Raw genomic sequence first — 17,505 nt, 5'->3', positions numbered from 1 at the left:
TTTTTCATAAAAAATTAATTGCACAGTGTTGATCAAAAAAGTTTTGCTCTGCTAAAATTTCTTTCAGTTCGAAACTTATAGCTATCAGTTCGTAATTCCATGTCCAAACGAAATACCCAGCAACGGCGCCATGCGATTGTCCAGATGGTCAATGAGCAAGGTGAAGTCAGTGTCGATACCCTGGCAAAACAGTTTGCCACTTCCGAAGTTACCGTGCGTAAAGATCTGGCTGCACTAGAAAAAAACGGCCAGCTACTGCGCCGCTATGGTGGGGCGATTGCCATGCCAAGTGAAATGGTGGCCGAAACGGAAGAAGATGAAGTTTCGATTCGAAAGATGGCGATTGCCAGAGCCGCCGCCGAACGCATCCGGGATCATAACCGCATCATTATCGACAGCGGCAGTACCACGGCATGCCTGATCGGTTTGCTGGGGGAAAAACATGGTCTGGTGGTCATGACCAACTCGCTCAATGTGGCCAACGCCCTGAACGAGCTGGAGAACGAGCCAACCCTGCTGATGACCGGGGGCACCTGGGATCCGCATTCGGAAGCGTTTCAAGGGCAGGTGGCAGAATCGGTACTACGCTCATATGACTTCGATCAGCTGTTTATCGGCGCGGACGGGATCGATACGGCGCGTGGAACGACGACATTTAACGAACTGATTGGCCTGAGCCGCGTCATGGCGGAAGTCGCCCGCGAGGTGGTGGTCATGGTGGAATCGAGCAAGGTGGGGCGCAAAATCCCTAACCTAGAGCTGCCCTGGCAGCATATCAGTACCCTGATCACCGATGACGGCCTGGACATGGTCGCCAAACAACAGATTGAACAGCAAGGCGTGCAAGTGATCTGCGCGTCGGCAAATTAATTTAGGAGCAAATTAACTATGTGTGGGATTGTTGGTGCAGTAGCACAACGTGATGTAGCAGAAATTCTGGTGGAAGGCCTGCGTCGCCTGGAATACCGTGGCTATGACTCTGCTGGTGTGGCGATTGTTGACGGTCAGGGTAACCTGGAGCGTATTCGTCGCCTGGGTAAAGTGCAGGAGCTGGCGGATGCGGTGGCGAGCGCAGCACCAACCGGCGGTACCGGTATTGCGCACACGCGTTGGGCTACGCACGGTGAACCTTCTGAAATCAATGCGCACCCACACATGTCAGGCGACCACATTGCTCTGGTTCACAACGGCATTATCGAGAATCACGAAGAGCTGCGTGCGATTCTGACCGAGCGTGGTTATGAGTTCTTATCGCAGACCGATACCGAAGTGATTGCTCACTTGGTGGAGTGGGAACTGCGTTCTTCGGAAACACTGCTTGAAGCGGTGCAGAAGACTGTGGCTCAGCTGGAAGGTGCCTACGGTACGGTGGTGATGGACCGTCGTGACCCTGAGCGCGTAGTGGTGGCGCGTTCTGGCAGCCCACTGGTGATTGGTCTGGGTGTGGGAGAGAACTTCCTGGCATCGGATCAGCTGGCCCTGCTGAACGTGACCCGTCGATTTATCTTCCTGGAAGAAGGCGATGTGGCTGAAATTACCCGCCGTGAAGTGAATATCTTTGACACTGACGGTCAGCCGGTGGCCCGTGAAATCCACGAGTCTAACCTGCAGCACGACGCCGCAGACAAAGGCCAGTACCGTCACTACATGCAAAAAGAGATCTATGAGCAGCCAAGCGCACTGATCAACACCATGGAAGGCCGTATCAGCAGTGATGCCGTGATCGTTGAGAGCATTGGTAACGGCGCGAAAGAAATCCTGGAAAAAGTGGAACATATCCAGATCGTGGCCTGTGGTACCTCTTACAATGCAGGTATGGTCGCCCGTTACTGGTTTGAAGCCATGACCGGTGTCAGCTGTGACGTTGAGATCGCTTCTGAGTTCCGCTACCGTCCGTTCGTCACGCGTCCGAACAGCTTGCTGATCACCCTGTCGCAGTCTGGCGAAACCGCCGATACACTGGCAGCGCTGCGCCTGGCCAAAGAGAAAGGCTACATGTCGGCGATGACAATCTGTAACGTGGCTGGCTCGTCGCTGGTACGTGAATCGGATTTGGCCTTCATGACCCGCGCCGGTACTGAGATTGGCGTGGCATCGACCAAAGCCTTCACCACGCAGCTGGTGGCTCTGCTGATGCTGGTGACCGCACTGGGTAAAGAGAAAGGCCTGATCGACTCGGCGAAAGAGAAGCAGATTGTTGATGCCCTGCATGCCCTGCCGACGCAAATTGAGAAAGCGCTGGCTTTCGACAAGCCGATTGAGCAGCTGGCCGAAGATTTTGCCGATAAGCACCACGCTCTGTTCCTGGGCCGTGGCGAGTACTACCCAATCGCGATGGAAGCGTCACTGAAGCTGAAAGAGATTTCGTACATTCATGCTGAAGCCTATGCTGCTGGTGAACTGAAGCACGGCCCGCTGGCGCTGATTGATGCTGATATGCCGGTAATCGTGGTGGCACCTACTAACGATCTGCTGGAGAAGCTGAAATCCAACATCGAAGAAGTGCGCGCCCGTGGCGGTCTGCTGTATGTGTTCGCAGACAGCGAAGCGGGTTTTGAAGAAACCGACGGCATGAAGATCATCACGATGCCACGTGTTGACGAGATCATTGCCCCGATTTTCTACACCATTCCGATGCAGCTGCTGTCTTACCACGTTGCGTTGATTAAAGGGACGGACGTAGACCAGCCACGTAACCTGGCGAAAGCGGTGACTGTGGAATAAGCTCGATGAAAAGAGTGTTTCAAGATTGAGAAAAGGCATCCGACAAGGATGCCTTTTTTATTTTGCCGGTGTCCAGAGGTCTACTATCTAGACTGGAGTGCAGGATTTTTTGCGAAATAGAAAATACAGGCAGGTTGGTTACTTATTGCGAATCAAAATACAACCTCAAAGATAAAGTTGAGTTTTATGTTGTTGTTAATCTTTGATTTTTAGCCGTGTTGGCAAGTTGGCTTATGTTGTGCAACTCCGTAATGAAAGCTAGGCAATGTTCATTGAAGTCGGATTGGAGGTGAGACATGACTGATTCCAAAGCCAAAATCGCAGCCCGTATTAAAGAGGCCCGGGAATGGAAAGGGCTGACACAGGTCCATATGGCCCAGCAACTCAAAGTAGCACGCCAGACCTATCTTGATTTAGAGACCGGGAAGACGGAGCCTAAGGTCAGGGTGCTATCGGAAATCTCAGAAATTACTGAGCGACCGCTAACCTGGTTTGTCTACGGGGACGAAGGGATCGAAATCCTGGAAAGTGAATATAAGGACGAAATTGATCGCCTGCTTCAGTATTTCAGCCGATTACCCCACTCTGCCCGGAATGTAATTCTGCAACAGAGTATCAACCTGGCAGGTTTTATGGCGGAATACACTAAAGCATTGACGCAAAGAGATAAGTAGTGGCAGTTAATTGCGTTTATCTCATTTGTTGTGTCTGAGTTGGACGGCATCTATAAAGGATGAGTGTCTCGTTTTAGTGACACCTGTTGCCCAATATCACACTTTTACTTTTCCAGCGTCGTGCAGGGAGGAACGACAGACAATAATTGACCGTTTTGACAATAGGCAGATCCGTTTGGCGCTGGGCCAGACGGTAAACTGCTGAGATGCCGTATGGAAATTGAGGGGACGGTTTGAATGGTTACTGCTAAACCGCAGATAGCAAAACGGATTAAGGAAGCCAGAGAGTGGAAAGGCTTGTCGCAGGTAGCGATGGCCAAGCGACTGGGCATTGCCCGCCAAACTTACTTAGATTTGGAAACCGGCAAAACGGAGCCCCGCATTACCGTGTTGCTCAGTATCGCCGCGTTGACGGAGCGGCCGGTCAGCTGGTTCATGGTTGAAGAGAGTACGCATACTACCGAGCGGTGTCAGCCGGATATGCAGCCATTGTTGTCACTGTATCGCCAACTGCCGGAACCCCTGCGTTCACAATTGCTGACCAGCCATATTGGTCAACTGAAGGCCTGCCTTGATTACCTGCATCACCACCAGCCCGATGAGGCTGCCTGCGAATAGCAGGCCGTGAGCGAGTTGCCCTCGCCGCCGGCCCGTTACATCCTGGCCCAGACCTGGGCCGCGATGGTTTATGTTGATGATCTCACTGTGCCAGGAAGAATTGGTACGCCTGGTTACCGGTTTCGTCCTTCCAGCTGTAACCCAGCTCGCGCAAGTGGCTGGTGAACGACAGTAAATCGGCGTCATCCATTTCAAAGCCGCACAGCACTCTGCCATAGTCAGCCCCGTGGTTACGGTAATTGAACAGACTGATATTCCAGCGGGTGCCCAGCGTCGTCAGGAACTTCAGCAACGCACCTGGGTATTCCGGGAACTCGAAGCTGTAGAGACGCTCCTTGAGCGGCTTGGACGGACGTCCGCCAATCATGTAACGGACATGGACTTTCGCCATCTCATCGTCGGATAAATCCACTACCGGATAACCGCCTTTGCGCAAGTCCGCAATGATGTTGTCGAGTTCTTCCTGCCCCTGTAACAGGCGCACCCCGACAAACACATTTGCCAGGCTGTCATCGTTATAACGGTAGTTAAACTCGGTCACCGCACGGCCGCCCAGTAGATGGCAGAAATCGAGAAAAGCCCCTGGTCGTTCCGGAATGGTCACGGCCAGCAATCCTTCCCGTTTTTCGCCCAGCTCGCAGCGTTCGGAGACGTAACGCAGGCCGTGGAAATTGAGGTTGGCACCGGACAGGATAGCTGCCAGCTGCTTGTTTCGGAGCTGGTGCTTATCGACATATTTTTTCAGTCCGGCCAGCGAGAGCGCGCCGGAAGGCTCGGCAATCGCACGGGTATCCTCGAAAATATCTTTGACGGCAGAGCAGATTTCATCGCTGCTGACCGTGATCACGCCATCCAGATACTGCTGGCACAGACGGAACGTTTCCTCGCCAATGCGCTTGACCGCCACCCCGTCTGCAAACATGCCGACCTGATCCAGCGTAACTGGCTCACCGGCATCGAGCGCTGCTTTCAGGCAGGCCGAATCTTCAGCTTCGACCCCAATGACTTTGATTTGCGGCATCAGCTGCTTGATCAGAACCGCGACCCCGGCTGCCAGACCGCCGCCGCCGACTGGTACGAAAATGTAATCCAGGTGGCCGTTCTGTTGCACCAGCTCGACCCCGATGGTGCCCTGTCCGGCAATGACCGCCGGGTGGTCAAACGGCGGAATAAAGGTGTAGCCGTGCTGACCCGCCAGCATCTCGGCGTGGGCTTTGGCTTCGTCAAAGTTGCTGCCGTGCAGCACGACTTGACCGCCAAAGCTGCGCACTGCGTCGACCTTGATATCCGGCGTGGTACGCGGCATGACAATCGTGGCCTGAACCCCGAGGTGTTTGCCCGACATGGCCAGCCCTTGGGCGTGGTTGCCGGCTGAGGCCGCAATGACCCCGGCGCGGCGCTGGGGCTCGGTGAGCTGGGCCATCATGTTGTAGGCACCGCGCAGCTTGAAAGAGTGGACCGGCTGGCGGTCCTCTCGTTTGAGCTGAATCTGGTTGCCGAGTCGGGTCGCCAGACGAGGCATGGCCTGCAGCGGCGTGACCTGTGCAACTTCATACACCGGAGCCCGAAGGATGTCGCGAAGGTAATCCGCGCCGTTGGGTAAAGTGACCTCTCTGGCCTGAGTGGCTTCGCTCATCATTCGTTATCCTTCCAGTTTCGATTTATCGCGGACTGCGCCTTTGTCGGCGCTGGTGGCCAGGTTAGCGTAGGCACGCAGGGCGAAGGACACTTCACGCTGGCGATCCAGCGGTTTCCAGCCGCGCTGATCCGCCGTCGCACGACGTGTCGCCAGGGTGGCATCGTCCACCAACAGGTCGATCGAACGGTTCGGGATATCAATCGCAATGGTATCGCCGTCTTCGATCAGGCCGATGGTGCCGCCGTTGGCCGCTTCCGGTGAGACGTGGCCAATTGACAGGCCGCTGGTGCCGCCGGAGAAACGGCCGTCCGTGATCAGAGCACAGGCTTTGCCCAGTCCCATCGACTTCAGGTAGGTGGTCGGGTACAGCATTTCCTGCATGCCCGGTCCGCCTTTCGGCCCTTCATAGCGGATCACTACCACATCACCGGCTTTGACTTTACCGCCCAGAATGCCTTCCACGGCGGTTTCCTGGCTCTCGAACACAACAGCTGGCCCGGTAAAGGTCAGGATGCTGGCATCGACCCCGGCGGTTTTCACGATACAGCCATCCAGTGCCATGTTGCCGGACAGTACCGCCAGTCCGCCATCCTGGCTGAACGCATGCTCGTGGTTGCGGATACAGCCGTTTTCGCGGTCATCGTCCAGGGTGTCCCAGCGGCATTCTTGTGAGAAGGCCTGGGTGGTACGGATGCCGGCCGGCCCGGCACGGTAGAAGGCTTTGACGTCTTCAGACTCGGTCTGCATGACGTCAAAATGCTTGAAGGATTCAGCGAACGTTTCGCCCAGTACGTTGTAGCAATGGCTGTGCAGCAGACCGGCACGGTCCAGCTCGGCAAGAATGCCGTACACGCCACCGGCACGGTGGACATCTTCCATGTGGTACTGCTGAGTGGACGGCGCGACTTTACACAGGTGTGGGACCTGGCGGGACATCCGGTCGATGTCAGTCATGGTGAAGTCCACTTCGCCTTCCTGCGCGGCTGCCAGCAGATGGAGCACGGTATTGGTTGAGCCGCCCATGGCGATATCAAGGGCCATGGCGTTCTCGAAGGCCTGCTTGCTGGCGATGTTGCGCGGCAGCACGCTGTCATCATCCTGCTCGTAGTAGCGTTTGGTCAGAGTGACAATTCGCTGACCGGCGCTGAGAAACAGTTGTTTGCGGTCGGCATGGGTCGCCAGCAGTGAGCCATTCCCCGGCTGGCTCAGGCCCAGCGCTTCGGTCAAACAGTTCATGGAGTTGGCGGTAAACATGCCAGAGCAGGATCCGCAGGTGGGACAGGCGGAACGCTCGATCTGCTCGCTTTGTTCATCAGAAACCGTTGGATCGGCTCCCTGGATCATCGCATCGACCAGATCCAGCTTGAGGATCTGATCCGACAGTTTGGTTTTACCGGCTTCCATCGGGCCGCCGGAAACGAAAATCACCGGAATATTGAGGCGCATAGAGGCCATCAGCATTCCCGGGGTGATTTTGTCACAGTTGGAGATACACACCATGGCGTCGGCACAGTGGGCATTGACCATGTATTCCACGGAATCGGCAATCAGCTCACGGGACGGCAGCGAATACAACATCCCGCCGTGGCCCATGGCAATCCCGTCATCAATCGCAATTGTGTTGAATTCTTTGGCGATACCGCCCGCAGCTTCAATTTCCCGGGCGACCAGTTGGCCGAGGTCCTTGAGGTGAACGTGGCCGGGAACAAATTGGGTGAATGAGTTCACCACGGCAATAATCGGTTTACCGAAATCTTCGTCTTTGACACCGGTGGCACGCCACAGGGCGCGGGCACCGGCCATATTACGGCCGTGAGTGGTGGTGGCGGAGCGGTACTTGGGCATAACAACAATCCTTTTGCAGTTGGGTCTGGCCAGCAGCGGTGAGCGAGGCTGCTGGCCGGGTCTATCAGTTACTTGTCAGTCGGGTAGATGTAATCCAGCCAGCCCCATTTGTCTTCCGTGGTGCCGTTGAACAGGCCGAAATATGCCTCCTGAACGGCTTTGGTGATCGGACCGCGTTTACCGGCGCCGACGGTAATTTGATCCACGCTGCGGACCGGTACGATTTCTGCCGCCGTACCGGTCATGAAGATTTCATCTGCCAGGTACAGGGCTTCGCGGGCAATGTTCTCTTCACGCACTTCGTAACCCATTTCTTTGGCCAGGACCATGATGGAGTCACGGGTAATGCCCGGCAGGATGGCGCTGGTGGTCGGCGGGGTCGACAGAATGCCGTTGCGTACCACAAACAGGTTCTCACCGGCACCTTCCGACAGGTAGCCGTCCACGCTCAGGGCGATCCCTTCGGCATAGCCGTGGCGACGGGCTTCACCGCCAACCAGCAGAGACGACAGGTAGTTACCACCGGCCTTGGCAGCGGTCGGGATGGTGTTCGGTGCGGCGCGGTGCCAGCTTGAGATCATTGCATCCACGCCATTTTCCAGCGCTTCTTCACCCAGGTAAGACCCCCACGGGAAAGCCGCGACCATGACATCCATCTCTGTGCCAACCGGTGGGCAGACACCCAGGCCTACATTACCGACATACGCCAGCGGGCGAATGTAGGCAGAATCCAGGCGGTTAACGCGCAATGTTTCCCGGCACACTTCCATCAGTTCGTCAGTGCTGTACGGAATCGGGAAACGGTAAATCTTGGCCGAGTTTTTCAGCCTGTCCATGTGCTCTTTATGACGGAACACCGCGGGACCGTTCGGGGTGTTGTAGCAGCGGATCCCCTCGAAGACTGACGTGCCGTAATGCATTGCGTGGGTCAGGACGTGTACTTTGGCGTCGCCCCAAGGGATCATTTCACCGTTGAACCAGATAAATTCCGCTGTATTGGCCATGTTTGTTCCTTCCTTAAAAACTAATCTCGGTTATCAATGAGCGTGGTTTCAACGCTCAGGACGTCCCACAGTTTTTCAATTTGATTGATGAGGGTTGAAATGGGACGGTCACTGTCCACAAGAATTGCGATAGTGGCGATCTTGCTTTCATGGTTTTGCGTCGCATTCACTTGCTTAATAATGAAACCACGGTGGCGGATAACGCGTAAAATCCGCTCTAGTAATACTGGCTTATCATCCGCTTTGATGTCGAGTAAATATCGGTCCATTAAGTATTCTCCAGCATATCCTGGTTGGCGGCACCGGGTGGAACCAGTGGCCAGACGTTGTCTTCTTCGGCGATCACCACATGCAGCAGGTAAGCGGTGTCACTGGCCAGCATGGTTTGCAGGGCCGGTTCAACGTCTTCTTTGCGGGTGATGGTTTTGCCCGGAATCCCGAAGGCACTGGCCAGCGTGACAAAATCCGGGTTGTCGTCGAGCAGGGTTTCACTGTGGCGGCCATCAAAGAACAGCGACTGCCACTGGCGTACCATTCCCAGTCGCTGGTTATCAATCAGCACCATTTTGACAGGGATCTGGCGGCGTTTCAGGGTGCCCAGTTCCTGCACATTCATCATGAAAGAGCCGTCCCCGGAGATCAGGATTGATTCATCCTCCGGGCGGGCCACTTTCGCGCCCATTGCTGCCGGCAGGCCGAAGCCCATGGTGCCCAGACCCGCAGAAGTGATGTAGTTCTCAGGTTCTCGTGGCTGAATGTGCTGCGCGGCCCACATCTGGTGCTGGCCGACATCGGTCGACACCATGGCGCTGTCCGGCATCATATCGGAGAGCTGTTTCAGCATTTTCGGGGCGTAGATACGTTCGCCCGGGTGGTCGTAACGCCACTTGAAACGGGTACGCAGGGTATCGCAGTGGGTGACCCATTCACTGATATCCTGCGCCAGTTCCAACTGCGGCAGCACCTGGTTGATGTCCCCGCGCAGCGGGGCATGGGCATGGCGCAGTTTGTTGATTTCGGCGGCATCAATGTCTATATGGATCACTTTGGCATGCGGCGCGAAGGTTTCCAGCTTGCCGGTCACCCGGTCATCAAAGCGGGCTCCAACGGCGATGAGCAGATCACATTCCTGCACGACCAGATTGGCTGCTTTGGTGCCGTGCATCCCCAGCATGCCAAGATAATGCGGGTGATGGCGCTCGATGGTGCCCAGCCCTTTCAGGGTGCTGACCGCCGGCATTGGGTTCATGGCCAGGAAGGCGCGTACCGTGTGGGTGGCGTGGGCCAGTTGCACCCCGCCGCCGACATACAACACCGGGCGTTGGCTGTCAGCCAAAAGCTGCTGGGCTGCGGCCAGTGCCTCGGTAGTCACTTCCGGGAGAGCAGGAGGAGTGAACAGCGGCAAGGTCGTGACCGGTGCCTCGGCCAGCTGCACGTCTTTTGCGATATCTACCAGTACCGGGCCGGGACGGCCGGTGCGGGCAACTTCAAACGCTTCCGCCAGGGTCGGGGCCAGTTCATGGATATCGGTCACCAGGTAGCTGTGTTTGGTACAGGCTAGCGACATTCCGATCACATCCATCTCCTGGAAGGCATCCGTACCGATGTGAGAGCTGGCAACCTGGCCGGTGATCGCCACCAGCGGGACAGAATCGAGGAAGGCATCAGCCAGACCAGTGACCAGGTTCGTCGCCCCCGGGCCGGATGTGGCCATGCAGACCGCGACGCTTTGTGTAGCTCTTGCCATCCCGATGGCGGCCATGGCGGCTCCCTGTTCATGACGGCAGAGGATGTGTTCCACTTCACTGCCGTAGAGGGCATCGTAAATCGGCATGATTGCGCCGCCCGGATAGCCAAAAATTGTTGTGATCCCCTGCTGTTGCAGCGCTTGTACGACTAACTCTGCTCCTGTCATCGCTGCTCTCCCTTGTTGTCCCTGTTGGCGATGCGCTGAATTATTCAGCGAATTCTTGGTTATTGTTCACAAAAAAGCCCCCGGAGCTGGTTGGCTGCGGGGGCTGTTTGCGTGTTTGCATGTGATTGCTAATTTACGCCTGCTCGTCCCCCTCGCGATGAAATAATCACCACGATGACGTTAATAATGAGAAGGAGAACATTGGCGTTAAATTGCATTGACTGTCTGTCCGGTTTTTTATGTTTCTATGTTGTGTTTACTAAGTGGTAACACAGACATCGCTCGCATGACAAGCAAAAACTTTCGCTTTTTTGTACAGCGAGTAGACAAAAAAAGGTTACTTAAGCCACATAGTCTATGAATTTCATTAACTTATCTGATTAAAGTATCAACAGAATGGTGATTCATGAACCTTGCTATTGTCCATAGTCGAGCGTGTGTGGGAGTGGAAGCGCCGCCGGTGACGGTGGAAGTCCATATCAGTAACGGAATGCCGGCACTGGCACTGGTGGGGTTGCCGGAAACCAGTGTGAAAGAGGCCAAGGATCGGGTCCGCAGTGCGATTGTCAACGCCGGGTTTGAGTTCCCGTCCCGGCGGATCACGGTCAATCTGGCACCGGCGGATTTACCCAAGGAAGGCGGACGGTTTGACCTGCCGATTGCGTTGGGGATACTCGCCGCTTCCGGCCAAATCCCTGATACATCACTGCAAAATACCGAGTTTTTGGGGGAGTTAGCCCTGTCGGGGGAGCTGCGTCCGGTCAAGGGAGCGTTGCCTGCGGCGCTCGCGGCCAAGCAGGCCGGACGGTGCCTGGTCGTCCCGGATCAGAACGGCAATCAGGTGGCGCTGGTGGGGGAGGCTCTCCACAAATCGGCCCCGTCCTTGCTGGCGGTATGTGGCCATTTGTGCGGACAGGCTAGCCTCTCGCTCAGCTGTTCGGCCCCGCATGAAGACCCGCCACCGAGTGGCGTGTCCCGCGACATGCAGGACATCATTGGTCAGCAGCAAGGGAAACGGGCGCTGGAAATTGCCGCGGCCGGCGGGCACAACCTGCTCTTTTTGGGGCCGCCTGGAACCGGAAAAACCATGCTTGCGTCACGATTGTGCGATCTGTTGCCCGACATGACGGTCGCGGAAGCCATGGAAACAGCGGCCGTGGCGTCGCTGACTCAACAGAGCATTCACGAAGGCAACTGGCGGCGTCGGCCTTTCAGGACACCGCACCATTCCAGCTCGATGGCGGCGCTGGTGGGCGGGGGCTCGGTGCCCCGGCCGGGGGAAATTTCCCTGGCGCATAACGGGATCCTGTTTTTGGATGAAATGCCGGAATTTGAACGTAAAGTGCTGGATTCTTTACGTGAACCGCTGGAATCCGGCGAGATTGTGATCTCCCGAGCCACCAGCAAAATGACGTTTCCGGCTCGCTTTCAGCTGATTGGGGCATTAAATCCCAGCCCGACCGGCTACTACGAAGGCAGTCAGGCACGCACCAACCCGCAGGCGATCTTGCGCTATCTGGGGCGGCTGTCTGGCCCGTTGCTGGATCGTTTCGATATGTCGATTGAGATCCCGGCCCTGCCGCGCGGCACACTGGCGGATGGGGGCGATCGGGGGGAGCCGAGTGTGGTGATCCGCCAACGGGTGGCGCAGGCGCGGGATATCATGCAAGGGCGTGCCGGACGGGTGAATGCCCTGCTTTCGACTCGGGAGCTGGACAAGTATTGCGCGCTGGATAAGCCGGATGCGGAGTTTCTGGAAACCGCCTTGCACCAGCTTGGTTTATCGATTCGGGCCTATCACCGTATTATCAAGGTGGCGCGCACCATTGCTGATTTAGCCGGGTGTGAGCGGATCAGCCGAGCTCATCTGGCGGAAGCGCTCGGTTACCGGGCGATGGATCGGTTATTGAAACAGTTGTCAGCTCAAATGGTTTAAAAGGAGCTGCAACGCAACAGGTATCAGCCGCAGAAACAAAAACAGGGCCTGAGGCCCTGTTTTCCGTGGTGTGCGGAGCACTTATTTGGTCAGCAGGAAGTTGACCAGTTCGAAGTACTCATCGGCAGAGCGGATATTGCTGGTTTGCACCAGGTACTTGTTATTGACCACGACGGCTGGCACGCCGGTCAGACCGCTGTCTTTAAACGCTTTATTGAAGCGGTTTACCATGGAGTTGACGGCAAAGCTGTTGAATGCACCGTCAAAGTCTTCCGCTTTTACGCCTTCGTCGATGAAGATCTGGCGCAGTTCTTCGTCATTGCGTGGCGGTTTGTTCATGTCGTGAATGCGGGCAAACAGCACCGGAATCATCTTGTCTTCCACACCCAGAACCACTGACGTGGCATAGGCTTTACTCATAGATGTGCCCATCGCGCCGCCCATGAAAGAAACATGATTTTTCTGCAGCTTGGCATTGTCCGGCAGGGCTTTTTTCAGCTGCTGGATCATCGGCTCGAAGTTATGGCAGTGTGGGCAGTAGAACGAGAAAAACTCGGTGACGACCGGGGTGCTGGATTTTGGCAGGTCGAGCACTTTGTAGTAGTCGCCTTCGGTAAATTTTGCCGCCTGAACGGATAGTGATAGCAGTGCGATGCTGGCGAAAGCCAGAATTTTCTTTAACATGTTTCTTGTAACTCCCTGAAATAATAACTGAACTTACAGGCGGTGTTGCCCGGTTTGTTGGTTTATGGTGATTACCATTGCGGCATCAGCTGCAATGGCGGTTCATTGAGTGCTGCCAGCTGCTCCTTGAACGCCAGTACTTGCCCTTCCCAGTATTTTGCATCCGCAAACCACGGGAAAGCCTGCGGAAACGCCGGGTCTTCCCACCGTTTTGCCAGCCAAGCCATGTAGTGCACCATTCTAAGACCGCGCAAAGGCTCAATCAGTTTCAATTGGTTAACATCAAAATCGGCAAATTCGCCATAGGCTTCCAGCAGGGTATCTAACTGTACCAGTTTATCCTGGCGTTCGCCGTTCAGCAGCATCCATAAATCCTGAATGGCCGGGCCGTTACGGGCGTCGTCTAGATCCACAAACAGTGGCCCGTCCCGCCACAAAATGTTGCCGGGATGGCAATCGCCGTGCAGGCGGATACTTTGCCAGCTGTTGTCCCAGTGTTGTTCGATTTCGCGAATCAGGAAGTCCAGATCATTGAAGAACGCAGCTTTCAGGTGATCCGGAATAAAGTCGGCCTGCTCGAGCTGGCGACGCGGCTGATACAGGTATTCCTCCAGTCCCAGCGTCGGGCGGTGGGCAAAGGCCTGTTTCTGGCCGACGCTGTGCACCCGGCCCATAAAGCGGCCGACCCACTCCAGCTGATCGAGATTATCCACTTCAAACTGGCGCCCGCCCAGGCTGGGAAACAGCGCGAAACGGTGTCCCTGGTAATGATGCAGGGTGCTGCCGTTATGGACCAGAGGCGCGGCGACCGGAATATCCTGCTCGGCCAGTTCGAGGGTGAACTGATGCTCTTCCAGAATCTGGGCATCGCTCCAGCGCTGGGGACGGTAAAACTTGGTGACGTAACGCGCGCCATCTTCAGCCGTAAACTGGTAGACCCGGTTTTCATAGCTGTTAAGGGCAAGCAGGCCGGATTCGGCCCGAATCCCGGTGCTGTCGAGGGCATCGAGCAGCAGGTCCGGGCTGAGATCGGCAAAACTAAAACCTTGTGGGGTGGTCATGGATAATTTCCGCAAGCTACAGATGGCACAAGTATACCACCATAATAAGACAGGGCCGGAAAAGGCCCTGTCTGTGTTGCTGTGGCGCGGACGAATCCAGGCGTGGGGGTTAGCGAAGATCGCCGATAAAGCGGCTTTCTGTGCTGATGCTGGTGCCGTCTTCACGGGTTAGCGTGAATGTAATATCGGCAATGCTGCTCTCCATCACATACGGGTCAACCCCCAGGCTGATCGGTAGAGAGTAAACCTCACCGGCCGACACGGTGACCTTGCTCGGGCCATACCATTTGATATCTTCCAGGCCGCTGGCGGTCAGGGTGAAAACGGCCGGCTGTTGCGTCTTGTTCAGAATCTTCAGGGTGTAGGTGTTCTCGACCAACCCTTCCGAGTTTTCCCGGAACAACTGGTTGCGGTCACGCAGTACGTCCAGCCCCATGGGCTGAATCGACGCCAGTAAGTAGAAGAACAGGCCCACCATGGCAACCATCACGACCCCGTAGCCGAGCAGCTTCGGCCGCATCACATGGGTCTTCTTGCCTTCCAGCTTGTGCTCGGTGGTGTAGCTGATCAGACGTTTTTCATATCCCATCCGCTCCATGGTTTCGTCACAGGCATCGATACAGGCACCGCAGTTGATGCATTCGTACTGCAGGCCGTCCCGGATGTCGATCCCGGTCGGGCAGACCTGAACACACAGGTTACAGTCGATACAGTCTCCCAGTCCGAGCTCTTTCGGATCTTTCTTGCGTGAGCGCGGGCCGCGGGTTTCACCGCGTGCCACATCGTAGCCGACAATGTAGGTGTCTTTATCGAACATCGCTGACTGGAAGCGGGCGTACGGGCACATATGGATGCAGACGATGGAGCGCATCCAACCGGCATTGGCATAGGTACAGCCAGCAAAAAACAGCACCCAAAAGCCAGCCCAGAAGCTGGTGTTGAACGTGAAAAAGTCGATAAACAACGCTTTGACCGGCAGGAAGTAACCGACAAAGGTCAGCCCGGTGACCAGCGCAACCGCCAGCCAGGCGATATGCTTGAGTACCTTGCGTCCCATCAGTTTGGCAGTGGGCGCGATGCTATCTTGCTTGCGTCGTTTGTTGGCCGGCCCTTCCAGCTTTTCCTCAAACCAGATATAGATGAAGGTCCATACGGTTTGCGGGCAGAAATAACCGCACCAGACCCGGCCGAGGAAGGTGGTGACAAAAAACAGGGCAAAGGCCGCGATCATAAACAGGGTCGCCAGCAGGGTCAGATCCTGCGGCCACAGGGTGGTGCCGAAGAAATTAAACTGCTGTTGCCCGATATCGAGCAGGATGGCCTGGCGATCACCGTACGGGATCCACGGCAGGCCCAAAAACAGCAGCATCAGCAGCCAGCCCATACGTTGGCGCAGTTGCTGGTAAATCCCTTTTACGGCCCGGACGTAAATCCGGTTGTTCGGATTGAAGCGATCCGCCTCCCCTTTATGCGTTTTGGGGTTGAACGTGGGCGGGGTGATATCCTTGATCTTGATTTTCTCTTGGCTCATGACATTACTTTCCTTGGGTAGCCCCCTATGGGTAACTATAGTCAGGGGTTGACGGCCGGTACATTGCCGAGCCGATTGTGTCATTCGTAACAGAATGTTATCGAGCGATTATATCTCAGCCGCTGGAGCGATAACTCTAGCAAGGTCATAGTTTGAGCAACAGATACAGAATGGGTGCTAAAGGACTATAACAGAAGGAAAATTAATAAAAGGGAAAGGACAAAAGGCACCGCCCAGTGCCGGCGGTGAGTGGGCACTGGCGGATAAGATTGTGTGATTACTTAATGATGCCACGGGCGCGAAGAATGGCGGTTTTAAAATCTTCCTCGCAGTCTTTGGCGATGCCCGGGATCATCGCCTGCTTGTCCGCATTGCGCATTTTCAGGTGGTAAATCAGCACATCGTCGGTCAGGTCTTCCAGCTTGCCCTGGTACTTGGCTTCTTCCGCCAGCTTAAGCAGAAACTCAACCAGGTTAAGGTCTGGGTCTTTCTGCCATTCCGGATGAAGCAGCTCGATCAGCTCGTTGACGCGATGGGTTTTCATAACAGGCTCCGCAAATAAAGGCTGGGGTAATGTCGTACTTTTTATAAGGGTAAAAAGTATACCATTCTCCGGCGTGATACCAACCGGTGGGACAGAAAAAAGCACAGGCAGCCTAAGCTGCCTGTCGGACCGGTTATGCCGCTTGCTCAGCGCTGGCTGGCATCGGGTTGACGACCGGGGAAGCGGTCGGTACGGCAGTCAGCGTTGTCTGCGGTTGTTTTGGTTTTACCGTTGGAGCGTGAAAGGTACTGCGCAGACGGGAAGGACTGCGTGGAGTGCTGTACCTGACAAAGGAGGTTGGGCGCATGGTTTACCTACAAGTCAGGCTCATCCGTGGCCAGGGTTTATGGTGTATTTCCGCTTGCTCATGCTGGCTGGGCCGTTCCTCAGCGGAAATAAATAAGACATTGTTTTTTTCGCCGCGAGAATAGCAGTTACCTATGCGCAAGTCGAGTATTAATCCGGCATATTGATTAAGGTTTTTCCGTTTTGTCCGGCCGGGATTTTGCACCCGAACTGTTAGCAAGCTCGCCATCTGAGAAGATAAGCCGTTGCACCGGCGCGGCTTTGTGGTCTAATGCGGCTGACTGGCAATAAACGCCTGCTAAAGATTGACAGGCAGGTCAATAACAAGAGCCTCTGGAGGAAGTAAATGGATCACGATCTGCAACGTCAGGTCACCAGCCGTAACCTGTCATATAAACTGGCTGAAGCGATCGGACAGAAGATTCTGCGCGGCGAACCGGCTCCTGGTGAGATCTTGCCCGGCGAAGTTGAGCTGGGAGAAATGTATGGTGTCAGCCGGACTGCCATTCGCGAAGCGATCAAAATGCTGGCGGCCAAAGGGATGGTTCTGCCCCGCCCGCGTATCGGTACCCGGGTACTGCCAAAGCGCAACTGGAATTATCTGGATCAGGATTTACTGGCCTGGCTCAATTTCGATCAGCACGAAGAACTGGTCTCAGAGTTTCAGCGCGTCCGTATCACGCTGGAACCGGAAGCCGCGGCGTTAACTGCCCTGAATGCCAGTGAGGCTGATCGTGCGCAGCTGTGTGCCCTGATGGTGGAAATGCATGAGCTGGGTGAGCACTTCGATCAGGAGCGTTGGGTCGATGTGGATACCCGGTTCCATCAGCTGATTTATTTTGCTTCCGGCAATCACTTTATCAGCCCGTTTGGCAACCTGTTCAAGGCGGTGTTTGAAAATTATTTCCGGGTGATAATCCGCGACCGGTTGCTCAAGCTGGAGCTGCACCAGCAAGTGGTTGATGGCATCATGGCGCGGGATCCGGATGCGGCCCGCCAGGCGACCATTGAGTTGCTAAAGTGA

16 protein-coding genes are annotated in these 17,505 nt (G+C 55.5%); 6 read left to right on the top strand and 10 right to left on the bottom strand.

All coding sequences use genetic code 11. The features are described from left to right. The first annotated feature begins 99 nt into the window (after positions 1-99). From C9I92_RS24165 to C9I92_RS24150, 4 genes are all read left to right on the top strand, one after another. Positions 100-870, top strand: a complete 771-nt coding sequence (locus C9I92_RS24165; protein ID WP_047887489.1) for a DeoR/GlpR family DNA-binding transcription regulator — start codon at positions 100-102, stop codon at positions 868-870. Between the two features lie 18 nt (positions 871-888). Then, positions 889-2,724 (top strand): glutamine--fructose-6-phosphate transaminase (isomerizing), encoded by a 1,836-nt coding sequence (gene glmS / locus C9I92_RS24160; RefSeq protein ID WP_047887488.1) that lies wholly within the window; start codon positions 889-891, stop codon positions 2,722-2,724. Between the two features lie 296 nt (positions 2,725-3,020). Continuing rightward, positions 3,021-3,398 carry a helix-turn-helix transcriptional regulator gene (locus C9I92_RS24155; protein ID WP_047887487.1) on the top strand — a complete coding sequence of 126 codons (378 nt, stop codon included), beginning with the start codon at positions 3,021-3,023 and terminating at the stop codon, positions 3,396-3,398. Between the two features lie 237 nt (positions 3,399-3,635). Then, on the top strand, positions 3,636-4,016 hold the full coding sequence (locus C9I92_RS24150; protein WP_047887486.1) for a helix-turn-helix domain-containing protein: 381 nt from the start codon (positions 3,636-3,638) through the stop codon (positions 4,014-4,016). A gap of 82 nt (positions 4,017-4,098) precedes the next feature. On the opposite strand, the gene ilvA is transcribed toward C9I92_RS24150, so the two are convergent. The 5 genes from ilvA to ilvG form a co-directional block, all read right to left on the bottom strand. Then, positions 4,099-5,652: a threonine ammonia-lyase, biosynthetic gene (ilvA, locus tag C9I92_RS24145; protein WP_047887530.1), complete on the bottom strand. Its 1,554-nt coding sequence runs from the start codon at positions 5,650-5,652 to the stop codon at positions 4,099-4,101. A 6-nt stretch (positions 5,653-5,658) separates the two neighbouring features. Then, the gene (ilvD, locus tag C9I92_RS24140) at positions 5,659-7,500 is read right to left on the bottom strand and encodes a dihydroxy-acid dehydratase (protein WP_047887485.1); all 1,842 of its coding nucleotides are present in this window, start codon (positions 7,498-7,500) and stop codon (positions 5,659-5,661) included. A 68-nt stretch (positions 7,501-7,568) separates the two neighbouring features. Further along, complete coding sequence (ilvE, locus tag C9I92_RS24135; RefSeq protein WP_047887484.1) at positions 7,569-8,504, bottom strand: branched-chain-amino-acid transaminase; 936 nt, start codon at positions 8,502-8,504, stop codon at positions 7,569-7,571. Between the two features lie 20 nt (positions 8,505-8,524). Then, entirely contained in the window at positions 8,525-8,773 is a 249-nt protein-coding gene (gene ilvM, locus C9I92_RS24130) for an acetolactate synthase 2 small subunit (protein WP_047887483.1), read from the bottom strand. Further along, positions 8,773-10,419 (bottom strand): acetolactate synthase 2 catalytic subunit, encoded by a 1,647-nt coding sequence (gene ilvG / locus C9I92_RS24125; RefSeq protein ID WP_047887482.1) that lies wholly within the window; start codon positions 10,417-10,419, stop codon positions 8,773-8,775. The genes ilvM and ilvG overlap by 1 nt, the downstream gene beginning before the upstream one ends. Positions 10,420-10,825: 406 nt before the next feature. On the opposite strand from ilvG, the gene C9I92_RS24120 reads away from it, so the two are divergent. Beyond that, positions 10,826-12,355 carry a YifB family Mg chelatase-like AAA ATPase gene (locus C9I92_RS24120; protein ID WP_047887481.1) on the top strand — a complete coding sequence of 510 codons (1,530 nt, stop codon included), beginning with the start codon at positions 10,826-10,828 and terminating at the stop codon, positions 12,353-12,355. A gap of 81 nt (positions 12,356-12,436) precedes the next feature. On the opposite strand, the gene C9I92_RS24115 is transcribed toward C9I92_RS24120, so the two are convergent. The 5 genes from C9I92_RS24115 to C9I92_RS25505 form a co-directional block, all read right to left on the bottom strand. Further along, positions 12,437-13,039 (bottom strand): thiol:disulfide interchange protein DsbA/DsbL, encoded by a 603-nt coding sequence (locus tag C9I92_RS24115; protein WP_047887480.1) that lies wholly within the window; start codon positions 13,037-13,039, stop codon positions 12,437-12,439. A gap of 71 nt (positions 13,040-13,110) precedes the next feature. Beyond that, the gene (locus C9I92_RS24110) at positions 13,111-14,100 is read right to left on the bottom strand and encodes a serine/threonine protein kinase (RefSeq protein ID WP_047887479.1); all 990 of its coding nucleotides are present in this window, start codon (positions 14,098-14,100) and stop codon (positions 13,111-13,113) included. Positions 14,101-14,209: 109 nt separating this feature from the next. Next, entirely contained in the window at positions 14,210-15,631 is a 1,422-nt protein-coding gene (ccoG, locus tag C9I92_RS24105) for a cytochrome c oxidase accessory protein CcoG (protein ID WP_047887478.1), read from the bottom strand. A gap of 277 nt (positions 15,632-15,908) precedes the next feature. After that, positions 15,909-16,175, bottom strand: coding sequence for a YihD family protein (locus C9I92_RS24100; RefSeq protein WP_047887477.1), 267 nt, complete (start codon positions 16,173-16,175; stop codon positions 15,909-15,911). Positions 16,176-16,308: 133 nt separating this feature from the next. Then, positions 16,309-16,482, bottom strand: a complete 174-nt coding sequence (locus C9I92_RS25505; protein WP_157038331.1) for a hypothetical protein — start codon at positions 16,480-16,482, stop codon at positions 16,309-16,311. A gap of 345 nt (positions 16,483-16,827) precedes the next feature. Between C9I92_RS25505 and C9I92_RS24095 the strand changes: the two genes are divergently transcribed. Beyond that, positions 16,828-17,505, top strand: a complete 678-nt coding sequence (locus tag C9I92_RS24095) for a FadR/GntR family transcriptional regulator (protein WP_047887476.1) — start codon at positions 16,828-16,830, stop codon at positions 17,503-17,505.

This window comes from Photobacterium ganghwense, from assembly GCF_003025595.1.
Taxonomy (GTDB): Bacteria; Pseudomonadota; Gammaproteobacteria; order Enterobacterales; family Vibrionaceae; genus Photobacterium; species Photobacterium ganghwense.
The sequence above is the reverse complement of the archived record's forward strand: the minus strand, read 5'-3'. Positions and strand labels throughout refer to the sequence as shown.

Bases quoted from the DNA above. Each gene is read 5' to 3' on its own strand.
- C9I92_RS24165 (WP_047887489.1), top strand. From the start codon at position 100: ATGTCCAAACGAAATACCCAGCAACGGCGCCATGCGATTGTCCAGATG.
- glmS (WP_047887488.1), top strand. From the start codon at position 889: ATGTGTGGGATTGTTGGTGCAGTAGCACAACGTGATGTAGCAGAAATT.
- C9I92_RS24155 (WP_047887487.1), top strand. From the start codon at position 3,021: ATGACTGATTCCAAAGCCAAAATCGCAGCCCGTATTAAAGAGGCCCGG.
- C9I92_RS24150 (WP_047887486.1), top strand. From the start codon at position 3,636: ATGGTTACTGCTAAACCGCAGATAGCAAAACGGATTAAGGAAGCCAGA.
- ilvA (WP_047887530.1), bottom strand. From the start codon at position 5,652: ATGAGCGAAGCCACTCAGGCCAGAGAGGTCACTTTACCCAACGGCGCG.
- ilvD (WP_047887485.1), bottom strand. From the start codon at position 7,500: ATGCCCAAGTACCGCTCCGCCACCACCACTCACGGCCGTAATATGGCC.
- ilvE (WP_047887484.1), bottom strand. From the start codon at position 8,504: ATGGCCAATACAGCGGAATTTATCTGGTTCAACGGTGAAATGATCCCT.
- ilvM (WP_047887483.1), bottom strand. From the start codon at position 8,773: ATGGACCGATATTTACTCGACATCAAAGCGGATGATAAGCCAGTATTA.
- ilvG (WP_047887482.1), bottom strand. From the start codon at position 10,419: ATGACAGGAGCAGAGTTAGTCGTACAAGCGCTGCAACAGCAGGGGATC.
- C9I92_RS24120 (WP_047887481.1), top strand. From the start codon at position 10,826: ATGAACCTTGCTATTGTCCATAGTCGAGCGTGTGTGGGAGTGGAAGCG.
- C9I92_RS24115 (WP_047887480.1), bottom strand. From the start codon at position 13,039: ATGTTAAAGAAAATTCTGGCTTTCGCCAGCATCGCACTGCTATCACTA.
- C9I92_RS24110 (WP_047887479.1), bottom strand. From the start codon at position 14,100: ATGACCACCCCACAAGGTTTTAGTTTTGCCGATCTCAGCCCGGACCTG.
- ccoG (WP_047887478.1), bottom strand. From the start codon at position 15,631: ATGAGCCAAGAGAAAATCAAGATCAAGGATATCACCCCGCCCACGTTC.
- C9I92_RS24100 (WP_047887477.1), bottom strand. From the start codon at position 16,175: ATGAAAACCCATCGCGTCAACGAGCTGATCGAGCTGCTTCATCCGGAA.
- C9I92_RS25505 (WP_157038331.1), bottom strand. From the start codon at position 16,482: ATGCGCCCAACCTCCTTTGTCAGGTACAGCACTCCACGCAGTCCTTCC.
- C9I92_RS24095 (WP_047887476.1), top strand. From the start codon at position 16,828: ATGGATCACGATCTGCAACGTCAGGTCACCAGCCGTAACCTGTCATAT.